Source organism: Nonlabens xiamenensis (assembly GCF_003865345.1).
In the GTDB taxonomy this organism is placed as follows: domain Bacteria; phylum Bacteroidota; class Bacteroidia; order Flavobacteriales; family Flavobacteriaceae; genus Nonlabens; species Nonlabens xiamenensis.
Genome location: NZ_RMVE01000001.1, coordinates 110,032 through 123,923, shown reverse-complemented (window position 1 = coordinate 123,923; position 13,892 = coordinate 110,032). Strand labels below are relative to the sequence as shown.

Below are 13,892 nucleotides of genomic sequence, written 5' to 3'. Positions count from 1 at the left end.
TTGGAAAAAATTGATATCATTTGTGTGGGAGAAGTACTGATTGATTTCATTGGAATGCAAACCGATGAAAACCTGGTGCATACCACCAGTTTTCGTAGATTCTTGGGAGGGTCGCCAACTAATGTCGCTGTGAATGCGGCAATGATCGGAATGAAATCAGCACTGGTGGCCACATGTGGTCAGGACAGTTTGGGTCTGTATATTGTAGATGAATTACACAAACACGGTGTAAAACCTTGGTGTCTGAGGTCCACGCCCCATAAGCCTACTTCTACGATATTGGTTTCCAGAACGACGGAAACACCAGACTTCATCGCCTACCGGGAAGCAGATGGCGACATTCTGGAGGAGCAATTACCCGACGAAATGTTGAAAGAGGCGACTATTTTTCATACCAGTTGTTTTGCATTGAGCAGAAATCCTGCAAGAGATACCATCTTAAACAGGGCCGCTAGAGCCAAAGAATTGGGATTGACCCTGAGTGTTGACATCAATTATTCAGAAAAGATATGGCCAGAAACCCAAGAGGCCATACAGGTGATACAGCAATTCCTGAGCTTTGATCCGTTGGTCAAAATAAGTGAGGATGATTGTCTTAGACTTTTTAAGTCCCATAAAACTGAGGAATTTATATTTGACTACTTCCATGGTCAAGGCGCCTCAACCATTTGCTTGACCAAAGGAAAGAATGGGGTTGTTGTTTCAGACCTTCATCATGGTTTGATACGCCAACCCGCCCAAGAAGTAAAAACGGTAATCGATGCTACCGGAGCTGGTGATGCATTTTGGACAGGATTTTTGTATTCCACTCTCAAGAAATGGGATCTCGAGCGCTGTGTCCTAACCGCCCAAAAATTGGCTTCCATTAAAATTCAGCACATGGGAAGGCTTCCTGAAAAGATTGATTTGGAAAGCCTTTAAGTTGACTTAGAAGACAGTCCCAGTGTTAGATTGATCGTTTAGGTATTAAGGCTGTATGTAGTTGGAGTTATTTTGAGGTTCGCTTTCGCGAAAGCGGATAGATAACAAATCATCAACCCATGAAAGTGTATTGCCATCTAGACCTTATCTTTGGTTTATGAATGAAAACCTAGATCCTACCGGTGAAAGCTTCTCCCATGAAGAACAAGATATCGAGCGCGCGTTACGACCCTTGTCTTTTGATGATTTTGCAGGACAAGATCAGGTGTTGGAAAACCTCAAGATTTTTGTGGAAGCTGCAAACCGTCGCGGTGATGCTTTGGACCACACGCTTTTTCATGGCCCTCCAGGTTTAGGAAAGACCACGCTAGCCCATATACTTGCCAATGAGTTGGGCGTAGGTATCAAGGTGACTTCTGGTCCAGTACTCGATAAACCTGGTGATCTTGCCGGATTGCTGACCAATCTAGATGAACGAGACGTGCTTTTTATTGATGAGATCCATCGACTAAGTCCGATTGTGGAAGAATACCTTTACAGCGCGATGGAGGATTATAAGATCGATATCATGATTGAGACTGGTCCCAACGCTAGAACAGTGCAGATCAACCTTGCTCCATTTACATTGATTGGTGCGACGACCAGGTCTGGACTTCTTACGGCTCCCATGAGGGCGCGATTTGGTATTTCCTCTAGGTTACAATACTACTCGACCGAGCTGCTCTCTACCATCGTCACTCGTAGTGCTGAAATATTAAATGTGCCCATCAATAACGATGCTTCTATCGAAATCGCTGGCCGTAGCCGCGGGACGCCTCGTATCGCCAATGCACTTTTAAGACGCGTTCGGGATTTTGCACAGATCAAAGGAAATGGCCGTATCGATTTGGATATTTCTCAATATTCCCTAAAGGCCTTAAATGTGGATGCACACGGACTGGATGAGATGGACAATAAGATTTTATCTACGATCATCGATAAATTTAAAGGCGGTCCCGTTGGGATCACTACACTGTCCACAGCTGTTTCAGAAAGTGCAGAAACCATTGAAGAGGTATACGAGCCATTTTTGATCCAACAGGGCTTTATTTTACGCACTCCTAGGGGAAGAGAAGTTACAGAAGCGGCCTATAAGCATTTGGGAAAAATCAAGGCTGGCACAACGGGAGGGTTATTCGACCAATCATGAAACACATCCATCAGGTACCTGCACTTACATTTCTGGCAAAATCGCGCCAGATTTATAGAGATCCGCTGCCTTTTCACCGTGAAAATTTCCAAAAATACGGCCATACGTTTAAGATCAGTCCTAAGCCAGGATTGATGATTCATTTTACTTGTGACGAGAAAATTACCCAACATATCCTGCAAAAAAATCAGAAAAACTATGATAAATCTTCCCTTCAAACAGATGATTTAGGGAAATACATAGGACATGGTTTGCTTACAGAAAATGGGGAAAAATGGCGCGCCAATCGCAAACTGATTCAGCCAGCATTTTATAAAAAATCCATTGCCACACTTATGGTTACCATGGATAAGGTCATTGGTGATGAGCTCGATCAGATCAAAAAGGGCAAAGAAGTAGACGTTTATGCAATTTTCAACGACCTTGCTTTTAAGGTTGTGGCACGCAGTCTTTTTGACCTTGGGGATATCGACGATTTGGATGGAAAGATTTCAAGGTTGCAACACATCACGGAACAAGCCCAAAAGATGTTGATCAAAGAGTTGAGGATTCCATGGATGAAATGGTATTTTGACCGGGAATGGCTGGCAGGAGAAAACAGCGTACCTCACGCCTTGAAACTGGTGGAGGAGGCCAGAACAATTTTACGCAAGATCATCAAAAACAGAAAGGAAAGTAATAAAGAGCCTGGAGATCTGCTGGATATGTTATTGCATAGTACCTATGAAGATGGCAGCCATATGCCAGATGATCAGTTGGTCGATGAAATTCTCGTCTTGTTTATTGCAGGTCATGAAACAACCGCCAATGCACTGACCTTTGCCGTGCAGTTATTGGCTACACACCCAGCAAGCTTGGAAAAGGCCAGGAAAGAGGCTCTAACGCTCAAAGAAGGGGATTTAATGCCACAGCTGATGTGTATGCCGTTCATCAAGCAATGTATAGAGGAGACGTTGAGGCTTTATCCCCCAGCATATGTTACTGATCGTGTTGCGCTCTCAAAAGATCAATGTGAAGATTTGGTCATGGATAAAGGTAGCATCTGGCTGATCTCCTTTTATGAAATGCACCGTAGAAAAGACCTTTGGGAACACGCTGAAGATTTTATTCCAGAAAGATTTGCTCCTGAAAAAGCAAAAGCCTACCGCGAATTTTATTTTCCGTTTGGTGCCGGGCCTCGTATGTGTGTAGGAAATAACTTTGCCATGTTTGAGATGATATTGGTTCTTGCCAGAATACTTCAACGCTTTCATCTGGAAAAGACCAATGAGCAGATTGATTACCACCCACTGATTACCTTAAAACCCAAGAATGCCAACATCATTTTTTCGTCACTAGATTAAAAGTCAATCGCTTCATCCAATCACGATGACAAGATATGAAAGGCTCAATTCAATACAGAGGATATAGCAGTTGGCATGTTGTGCGCCGATAAAACCAAACCGCTGGAAATGTTTAATCCCATATATAACCTACCTTTGTAGGCGCAAATTCTAAAGGATTCATGAGCGAAGAAAGTAAACGTAGGGAAGCACTGGTATATCATGCCAAGCCACAACCAGGAAAGATCAAGGTAGTTCCTACAAAAAAATACAGTAGCCAGCGTGATCTATCTCTGGCTTATAGCCCAGGTGTTGCACAACCTTGCTTGGAAATTGCCAAAGACCCTTCCAATGTTTACAAATACACGACTAAAGGAAACCTGGTGGCGGTGATCTCCAACGGTACGGCAGTATTAGGCCTGGGCGATATAGGTCCCGAGGCTTCCAAACCGGTCATGGAGGGAAAGGGATTGCTATTCAAGATTTTTGCCGACCTGGATTGTTTTGACATCGAAGTGGATACCAAAAATGTGGAGGAATTTATCCAAACCGTTAAAAATATCGCCCCTACTTTTGGAGGAATCAATCTTGAGGACATCAAAGCACCCGAAGCTTTTGAAATCGAGAGTAGGCTGAAAGCCGAATTGGATATTCCGGTCATGCACGATGACCAACACGGTACAGCTATCATTTCTAGTGCAGCTTTACTTAATGCCCTTGAGCTGGCAGAAAAAAAGATTGAGGATGTAAAAATTGTTATCTCTGGTGCGGGAAGTGCCGCGATCTCTTGTACAAGTCTTTACGTGAACCTGGGAGCAAGAAAGGAAAACATCATGATGTATGATGTGGACGGATTGATTACCAAAGACAGAACCGATCTTGGTCCGGAACAAATGCAGTTTGCTACTGACCGCCCGAAAGTGGGAATACGCGAGGCTTTTGAAGGAGCCGATGTGTTTTTAGGTCTTTCAGTAGGTAACATTGTCGATGGCGATATGTTGCGCTCTATGAATGATTCACCCATCGTCTTTGCCATGGCCAACCCGACTCCCGAGATAGATTATGATCTTGCCATGGCCTCCCGTGAGGACATTATTATGGCCACAGGGCGCAGTGATCACCCTAATCAGGTCAATAATGTGTTGGGTTTTCCTTTTATCTTTAGAGGAGCCATGGATGTGCGAGCCACTAAGATCAATGAAGAAATGAAGATGGCTGCGACCAAAGCCATTGCACAGTTGGCCAAGGAGCCAGTTCCCGAGCAGGTGAACATCGCTTACGGAGAGTTAAAATTGGCTTTTGGGAAAGATTACATCATACCCAAACCTTTTGATCCGCGGCTTATTGCTACCATTCCACCTGCGGTTGCCAGGGCAGCGATGGAAAGCGGTGTGGCCAGAGAGCCTATTACAGATTGGGAGAAATATGAGGAGCAGTTGTTGAGTCGTATGGGATCTGACAATAAGTTGGTCAGACTCATTTTAAATCGCGCACGTATCAATCCCAAGCGCATCGTCTTTGCCGAGGCTGATAACATGGATGTGCTGAAAGCAGCGCAAATCGTGTTGGAAGAAGGTATAGGTACACCTATTCTGCTAGGTAGAAAAGATATCATCGAAGGGCTGATGGCCGAATTGGATTTTGAGCAACCTGTGATGATTATTGACCCCAAATCAGATGAAGAAAAGGCCAGAAGGGATCGCTATGCCCACGAGTTTTGGCAACTCAGGAAACGTAAAGGTGTAACAGAATTTGATGCGGGTAAATACCTGAGACAACGCAATTATTTTGCTGCAATGATGGTCAAGGTAGGTGACGCTGATGCTTTAATCACTGGGGTGGCACAATCTTTCCCGAGGTCTGTACGACCTATGATGGAGGTCATCGGGAAGTCCCCAGGTGTGGATAAGATTGCAACCACCAACCTGATGATCACTGCCAGAGGACCACTTTTTGTTTCGGATACCTCCATCAATATAGATCCGGATGCCCTTGAACTGGCCAAGATTGCTCAAATGACCGGACGCACCGCAAGTATGTTTGGAATTTCACCGGTTATTGCGATGACCTCTTATGCCAATTTTGGTTCCTCCTCACATCCCCATGCCACCAAGGTGACCGAAGCGGTGAAATATTTACATCAGTATTATCCCAGCCTGGTAGTGGATGGGGAGCTTCAAACCGACTTTGCATTAAATCCAGAATTGTTGCAAAGCAAGTTTCCATTTTCCAAACTGGCTGGAAAAAAAGTAAACACCCTTATTTTTCCCAATTTGGAAAGTGCCAATAGTACTTATAAAATGTTAAAGGAACTCAATCAAATTGATAGCATAGGTCCAATCATGATGGGTATGCAGAAACCTGCGCACATCCTGCAGTTGGGAGCCAGTGTGGATGAGATCGTTAACATGGCTGCTGTGGCCGTTATCGATGCTCAACAAAAGGAAAAACATTACCAGAAACAGTCCCAAAACGCCTAGGAGGCATCAGTTATATTTTCATACATTTGAAACCCTTACAAATTGTTAAAGTATGATTGCACAGCTTCAGGGTCAATTGGTGGAAAAAAATCTTACCGATGTAGTTATCGATTGCGGTGGTGTTGGGTATTTTGTAGAAATTTCCCTGCATACTTATTCGCTGATTCCGGATGGCGAACTCATCAAATTGTACACCCATCTTTTGGTCAAGGAAGACTCCCAACGACTTTTTGGATTTGTTGAAAAAAGTGAGCGCGAGGTATTCAAGCTCTTGCTTTCTGTCTCTGGAATTGGAGCCAATACAGCCAGGACTATGTTGTCTAGTTTAGATCCTCAACAAATATCCCAGGCCATTGCAGCTGGAGATGTACGTACCATCCAAAGCGTCAAGGGTATAGGTGCTAAAACTGCCCAAAGGGTAATTCTTGATTTAAAAGATAAAATACTTCAAGTGCTGGATGATCCTCAATTATCTGTGGTTTCAAGCAATACTGGCAGGGAAGAAGCGTTATCTGCACTGGAGACGCTGGGCTATCAACGCAAACAAGCGCAAAAAGTGGTGGACAAGATCCTGTCAGATCAACCAGAAGCAACCACAGAACAACTTATAAAACAGGCACTTAAACAATTGTAGGATTTGAGAAACAGTATTTTAACCCCTAGGGAACTTTCTTTTCTTATTTGTTTGTTTGTTCTCGCTTTCGCGAAAGCGCAGAACCCAACTGCAACGCCTCAGGACACCACCAGTACCCCTCAATTGGGGAAACTGACGTTGCCAGATCCACCCAGTATTACCAGCCTATATGTTTATGATCCACAGATGGATCGCTATATTTTCTCCAGTACTTTCAACGGATATAATATCGATTATCCATTTGTGTTGACAAGAGAGCAGTACCTTGATTTAGTAACCAAAGAACAGATTAGGGAATATTTTAAGGAAAAATACGCCGCCATTGCTGGGAAAACCGAAGAAGACAAAAAGAAGCAAAAGGATCTACTGCCTAATTTTTACGTGAACTCAGATTTATTTTCCTCAATTTTCGGTGGAAATGAAATTGATATTAATCCGCAGGGTTCGGTAGAGGTGGATTTAGGCCTGTTGTTCAATAGGTCTGACAATCCTAGTTTTTCTCCCAGAAATCGCCAAAACCTAACCTTTGATTTCAATCAACGCATCAATTTAAGTCTTGTAGGTAAAGTAGGTACCAAGCTACAGGTGAATGCCAATTATGACACACAAAGCACTTTTAATTTCCAGAACCAAATCAAGTTGGACTACACCCCTACCGAAGATGATATCTTACAAAGTATTGAGGTGGGTAACGTGGCTATGCCGCTTAATTCTCAATTGATCCGTGGAGCGCAAAGTCTTTTTGGTATTAAAACCGAATTGCAGTTCGGTAAGACCAGAATCACCGCAGTCTTTTCAGAACAGCAGTCAGAATCTCGTACGGTTCAGGCGGCAGGTGGAGCCACGGTTAATGATTTTGACTTCTTTTCTCTAGATTATGATGAGAATAGGCACTACTTTCTGGCGCACTATTTCCGGGATAACTATGACCGTGCCCTAGAGAATTATCCGTTTATCAATACCAATATTCAAATTACACGTGCGGAAGTGTGGATCACCAACCGTGGGAACAGAACCCAAGATGTGCGTAATCTTGTGGCCCTCCAAGACATAGGTGAATCTGATCCTTCCAATATTGGGTTGGACACCCCTCCAGGTGGTTTTATCAATGTTCCTGAAGGAAGTTTTCCTGATAACCCGAATAATGATTTTAACCCTGAAGGCATAAATGGTGGTGGTCAAACCGTGCTCAATCCACAAATCAGGGAAACAGCAACCGTACAGCAAGGTTTTGGTGGGGTCCAGGTGAATGAAGGAGTGGATTTTGTGACCTTGGAAAATGCAAGAAAACTTGATCCCCAAGAATACACCCTAAACACTCAATTGGGATACATCTCCTTGAGACAAAGACTCAACAATGATGAGGTTCTTGCAGTCGCCTTTCAATATACAGTCGGTGGTCGTGTCTTTCAAGTGGGAGAATTTGCCAATGATGGAGTAGTAGCTACAGATGTCCAGGATAACCCCAATCCTAATCAGCCACCTGTAAGTAATCAGAATCTCGTGGTGAAATTGCTGAAGAGTAACCTGACAAATGTCTCAGAGCCTAATTGGGATCTGATGATGAAAAACATTTATAATCTGGGCGGATTTCAACTGGCCCAAGAGGATTTTAGGTTAAACATCTTTTATCAGTATCCACCTGAACTGAATTATTTAACAGCTTCACCAGGTACAATGACTAACCCTGCGGTTCCACTTCCAGAGGATGTTCAAGAAACCACCTTACTGCGCGTATTTAACTTAGATCGTTTGAATCAGCAGCAGGATCCGTTGCCCGATGGAGATGGCTTTTTTGACTTTATTCCAGGACTGACCATTGACCCTGAAAATGGACGAATTATCTTTACTACGGTAGAGCCTTTTGGTAGACACCTGTTTGACGAGCTGGACAATACTCCAGGAGTTGGTCCAGAAGATTATGATCAACCCACCACCTATAACGCCAATCAAGCGCAATATGTGTATAGGGAAATGTATCGGACTACTAAAGCTCAGGCACTACAAAACGCTGAGAAAAACAAATATTTAATTAAAGGTCAATACAAGGCCACAGGTCAGGAAGGAATTCCTATCGGTGCCTTTAACGTACCCAGAGGTTCTGTAACAGTAACTGCAGGCGGGCGTACCTTACAGGAAGGGATTGATTATACCGTAGATTATAACTTGGGAAGGGTCATCATTCTCGACCAAGCTTTACTCAATTCTAATACTCCTATTCAGGTTTCTACGGAAAACAACTCAGTATTTAACCAACAGACCAAACGTTTTACGGGAATTAATGTAGAACATACCTTCAACGAAGACTTTATTTTGGGAGGTACTTTCCTTAACCTGAAGGAGAGGCCCATTACCCAAAAATCTACTTATGGTTTTGAGCCCATCAATAATACTATTTTAGGACTAAATTTTCTTTATAACACTGAGGTTCCATTCTTAACCAGAATGGCCAATAAACTTCCCAATATTGATACAGATGTACCTTCCAATCTCTCACTACGTGGGGAAGTGGCCTATTTATTTCCTGGATCTCCTGAAGGGGATAATTTTGGTGGAGAAGCGGCAGCCTATGTGGACGACTTTGAAGGCTCTCAAACCACGGTAGATATTCTTTCTCCTTTTGCTTGGACACTGGCCAGTACCCCAGTGGCATTTGAAGGGATGGGCAGTATGTCGAATCCGCTGGCATATAATTTTAATCGCGCAAAATTAGCCTGGTATTCGATCGACCCCATTTTTTACGGGAATCAGCGTCCAGATGGTATTACTGATCAGGATGTTTCTGACTACCGCTCCAGACGTGTTTTTATTGAAGAAATTTTTCCCAATACAGATTTACAACAAGGTCAGCAGCAGGTCATCAATACCTTGGACTTGGCCTACTATCCAGACGAGCGTGGTCCGTATAATTATAATCCGCAAGCTGCGGGAACCAATATTCTACCCAATCCAGATGAAAGTTGGGCAGGTATCACACGTCAATTCAGTAGTACGGACTTTGAACAGACCAACGTAGAATACATCCAGTTTTGGGTGATGGACCCATTTTATGCCGAAGGTCCGGAAAACAATGGGAATGGAAACAACCAGGGAGGAACGATCACGCTGAACCTGGGAAGCATTTCAGAAGACATCCTAAAGGACAACAGGAAACAATACGAAAACGGACTTCCAGAAGATGGAGGTGACATGCTTACTATTAACACAGCCTACGGTAAGGTTCCTGCCAATCAGTCTTTGGTGTATGCCTTTGATACCGAAGGGCAGGAAAGAGCCAATCAGGATATTGGATTGGACGGATACAGCGATGCTGAAGAAAATGTGGATTTCCCTGCCTTCGGACCAATAGATCCAGCCGGAGACAACTACGAATTTTTTGTGGCCGCTAGTGGAGATATTCCCACTCGTTATAAAAACTACAACGGTACCGAAGGAAATTCACCTGTTGAGGTGAGCCAGAATAACCGCGGATCTACCACCTTGCCTGATGTAGAAGACATCAATCGTGACAATACCATGAACACCATTGATAGTTACTACGAGTATGATGTTGTGCTGCAGAATGTCAATAACAGGATGGTCAATGAATACATCTCAGATGAAGTAATCTATGACGACACTTACCCCAACGGAAATCCTTACAGTACCAGATGGGTGCAATTCAGGGTGCCTTTGCGTCAATTGGAAGCGAATAACCCCAACTATAGAGTAGTTGGAAATATCGGTGATTTCAGGGCGATACGTTTTATGAGAATGTACCTGTCAGGCTTTGAACAGGATACGTATTTGAGATTTGGTGCACTTGACTTAGTGCGTGGTGATTATAGACAATATGACGGAACTTTACGAGCCGATGGCGGTACACCAAGCTCCAACACCACCTTTGAAGTACAGGGAGTCAATATCGAAAACAATTCGACCAGACAACCAGTTCCCTATGTTTTACCACCAGGAGTAGAACGGGAAGAATTGCGTACACAAAACCAAAACATCAGGCAAAATGAACAGTCTCTTGCCTTAAGGGTCTGTGAGCTGCAACCAGAGGATGGACGCGCTGTATTTAAAAACATTCGTATTGATATGCGTCAATATGAATCCTTAAAAATGTTTGTTCATGCTGATAATGGTAACTTACCCGGAATGACTGCAGCTGACGGCGAACTGGAAGCTTTTGTCAGAATGGGTGTGGACTTTACCCAGAATTATTATGAAATACGCCTCCCCTTAGAGGTTACGGCACCCAATACAAATGTACGCGGTGAGGTGTGGCCCGAAGCCAATAACTTTGATATTGATCTTGCCCTTTTACAAGAAATCAAAGCACGAGTTTTGGGAGACCCAACCTTAAACGTTAATGAAGTAAATTTCTTTGATCAGACAACCTTAGATCCTTCATCGGCAGGCGCACTTAACCAACACCAATACGGAATCAAAGGGAATCCTAACTTTGGTGATATCCGTACGTTGATGATCGGCGTGCGCAACAGGTCGTTAAATGATGTTTGTGGCGAGGTTTGGTTCAACGAAATGCGTCTGGCGGGTTTAAAAAATCAGGGCGGTTATGCCGCTGTGATGAATATGGATGCCAATGTTGCAGATTTTGCCACGGTAAGTGCTACGGGCCGCAGAAGTACCATTGGATTTGGCGCTATTGAGCAAGGGCCACAAGAGCGCAGTCGCGAGAATTTGACCCAATACGACGTGACCACCAGTTTGAGTTTAGGACAGTTATTGCCAAAAAAATGGGGAGTTTCACTGCCGTTTTCCTATAGCATCGGCGAGGAAACGATTACCCCTCAATTTGATCCGCAATTTGAAGACATAGAATTGGAAACCCGATTGGACAACGCAGAAAGTGACGCAGAGCGCGATGCCATCAGGGAGCAATCTGAAAATTATACCAAACGACAGAGTGTTAACCTCATTGGTGTACGCAAGGACAGGACTGGTGATGCTAAGCCCATGCCTTATGATATTGAAAACTTTACTTTTTCGGGATCCTATAACCAGGTTGATCAACGCAATTTTGAAGTAGAGGAATTTCAGGACCAATCTGTAAATGTGGGCGGAACTTACAACTATGCCTTCCCCAAGGCAGAATTAGAGCCCTTTAAAAATGTTGGCTTCCTGGATAACAATTACCTCAAGTTCATTAAAGACTTGAACTTTAACCCGCTGCCTAACAACTTTACAGCAGGGCTCAACGTAGTTCGACAGTACAATACTCAGAAATTCCGCGATCTACAGCTGGATACCAATCCTGTAGATTTAGATGGGGACGGAATACCAGATGCGCGAAATATTAGTATTGCACCATTGACCAACAGAAATTTCACAATGAATCATCAATATGCTATCAATTGGGATTTGACCAAATCTTTGCAGTTGAACGTATCGGCCAATAATGATCGTATTATACGGAGTTATATTGAGGATGATCAAAGTATAAATGAGGATTATACCTTGTGGACGGACTTTTTTGATGAGGGTGTTCCCAATACGCATTCCCAACAGTTACAAATGACGTATAAGTTGCCTTTCGACAAGTTTCCTTTTCTCGCTTTCGCGAAAGCGAACTATACCTACACCTCCAATTTCCAATGGTCTAGAAATTCGCAGCAATTTGCGCAACTGGACGGAATACCTGAATTAGGAAATACTGTCCAAAATGCCAATACACACCGCATCAATGGTACCTTGGACTTTGATAAGCTGTACACTTATGTAGGTTTGGAAAAGCTGAAGTTTGGCAGAACTGCCAATCAGGACCGTTCCAGAACCAGGTCACGTTCCAGAGGCAGATTGCCAAATGCCAACGCAAACAATGGAAAAGACCAGAAGGAAGAAGAAAAGAAAAAAGTTCCGAAAAAGAATTTTGGGAACCAGGCATACAATACCTTAATCGGCCTAGTCACTGCTGTGAAACGCGCACAGATTAATTATGAGGAAACCAATGGTATTTTCCTTCCTGGGTACACTCAGGACATTGGTTTCATCGGTACGCTAAAACCTACTACTGGATTTGTTTTTGGTAGCCAGGCAGAGATACGTGATCTGGCCGCAAGGCGAGGTTGGTTGACCCTATTCCAGGATTTTAACCAGCAGTATAGCGAGGTAGAAACTAGAAAATTAGATTATAATTTTAAAGTAGACCTGCTTAAAGATCTTTCTATTGACATCTTGGGGAATCGGGCTTATCAAGAGACTTATAATGAAAATTTCAGGATCGATCCAGACGAGTTGAGATACCAACAATTGACCCCCAACACTTTTGGTAATTTTAGTATCAGCAATATGATGATACGCACAGCTTTCCAGCCCAGCACGATTGATCAGTCAGACACTTTTGAGACTTTTAAAGACAATAGACTATTGGTAGCCAATCGCCTGGCCGAAGAATTTTACGGAAATACTGCCTTTAACCGAGACCAATTTGGTTTCCCAGAAGGTTTCTCACGCAACAGTCAGCGTGTATTGTTTCCGGCATTTGTAGCCGCTTATGAAGGTCGTGATGTTCAAAAGCAAGACAACAACGTCTTTAAGGACATCCCGTTGCCCAACTGGACAGTTAAATATACTGGACTGATGAACCTAAAATGGTTCAAGAAGAGATTCCGCCGTTTCTCGTTGAACCATGGCTATCGCTCTAGTTACACGATCAACAGGTTCCAGACCAACCTGGACTTTGCTCCTGGTAACGGCGCTTTAGAATATCAGGACCAGAATCCGCAGGCGCTTAACCAAAACGGTGATTTTAAAGCCAGCAATTTGTATTTCAATATCAATCTTGCCGAACAGTTTAGTCCACTGGTAAAGCTTGACTTTGAAATGAAAAACAGTGTTTCTATTGCCGCCGAATGGCGTAAAGACCGTGCTATCTCATTGAGTTTTGACAATAACCTATTAACTGAGATTAATGGAAACGAATTGATTTTGGGATTGGGTTATCGGATCAAAGACTTGAGGTTCCGCACCAGCTGGGGCGGTCGAAGTAGAGTGATTAAAAGCGATTTGAACATGAGATTGGACGGCAGTGTACGAGATAATGTGACTATTGTGCGCTATCTAGATCTGGACAACAGTCAGGCGACGGCAGGTCAGACCATCTATGGGCTTAAATTTAGTGCCGACTACAATTTAAGTCAGGCGTTTACCGCAATTTTCTACTACGACCATACATTCTCAGAATTTGCGATATCTACTGCTTTTCCGCAAACGACAATACGCAGCGGGATCACCTTGAGATATACTTTTGGTAATTAAAATCTTTGCTTTGAGCTAAGAAAAGATTTGGTCACCGATTAGCCCGTATTTCTGGATTACTTAAAATAGGAGCATTAACCAGC

At 43.4% G+C, this 13,892-nt stretch carries 6 protein-coding genes; all 6 read left to right on the top strand.

All coding sequences use genetic code 11. The features are described 5' to 3' along the window. The 6 genes from EGM47_RS00595 to sov all read left to right on the top strand — a co-directional run bounded on the left by EGM47_RS00595 (position 1) and on the right by sov (position 13,809). Positions 1-921, top strand: a complete 921-nt coding sequence (locus tag EGM47_RS00595) for a carbohydrate kinase family protein (protein WP_124978833.1) — start codon at positions 1-3, stop codon at positions 919-921. Positions 922-1,078: 157 nt separating this feature from the next. Further along, positions 1,079-2,110: a Holliday junction branch migration DNA helicase RuvB gene (ruvB, locus tag EGM47_RS00590; RefSeq protein ID WP_124978832.1), complete on the top strand. Its 1,032-nt coding sequence runs from the start codon at positions 1,079-1,081 to the stop codon at positions 2,108-2,110. Then, the gene (locus tag EGM47_RS00585) at positions 2,107-3,453 is read left to right on the top strand and encodes a cytochrome P450 (protein ID WP_124978831.1); all 1,347 of its coding nucleotides are present in this window, start codon (positions 2,107-2,109) and stop codon (positions 3,451-3,453) included. The genes ruvB and EGM47_RS00585 overlap by 4 nt, the downstream gene beginning before the upstream one ends. A 161-nt stretch (positions 3,454-3,614) precedes the next feature. Beyond that, positions 3,615-5,912 carry an NADP-dependent malic enzyme gene (locus EGM47_RS00580; RefSeq protein WP_124978830.1) on the top strand — a complete coding sequence of 766 codons (2,298 nt, stop codon included), beginning with the start codon at positions 3,615-3,617 and terminating at the stop codon, positions 5,910-5,912. A gap of 52 nt (positions 5,913-5,964) precedes the next feature. Next, positions 5,965-6,546: a Holliday junction branch migration protein RuvA gene (ruvA, locus tag EGM47_RS00575; RefSeq protein WP_124978829.1), complete on the top strand. Its 582-nt coding sequence runs from the start codon at positions 5,965-5,967 to the stop codon at positions 6,544-6,546. A gap of 3 nt (positions 6,547-6,549) precedes the next feature. Next, on the top strand, positions 6,550-13,809 hold the full coding sequence (gene sov / locus EGM47_RS00570; protein ID WP_124978828.1) for a T9SS outer membrane translocon Sov/SprA: 7,260 nt from the start codon (positions 6,550-6,552) through the stop codon (positions 13,807-13,809). The last annotated feature ends 83 nt before the right edge of the window (positions 13,810-13,892 follow it).

Coding starts and splice junctions, on each gene's coding strand:
- ruvB (WP_124978832.1), top strand. CDS start 1,079: ATGAATGAAAACCTAGATCCTACCGGTGAAAGCTTCTCCCATGAAGAA.
- EGM47_RS00585 (WP_124978831.1), top strand. CDS start 2,107: ATGAAACACATCCATCAGGTACCTGCACTTACATTTCTGGCAAAATCG.
- ruvA (WP_124978829.1), top strand. CDS start 5,965: ATGATTGCACAGCTTCAGGGTCAATTGGTGGAAAAAAATCTTACCGAT.
- EGM47_RS00580 (WP_124978830.1), top strand. CDS start 3,615: ATGAGCGAAGAAAGTAAACGTAGGGAAGCACTGGTATATCATGCCAAG.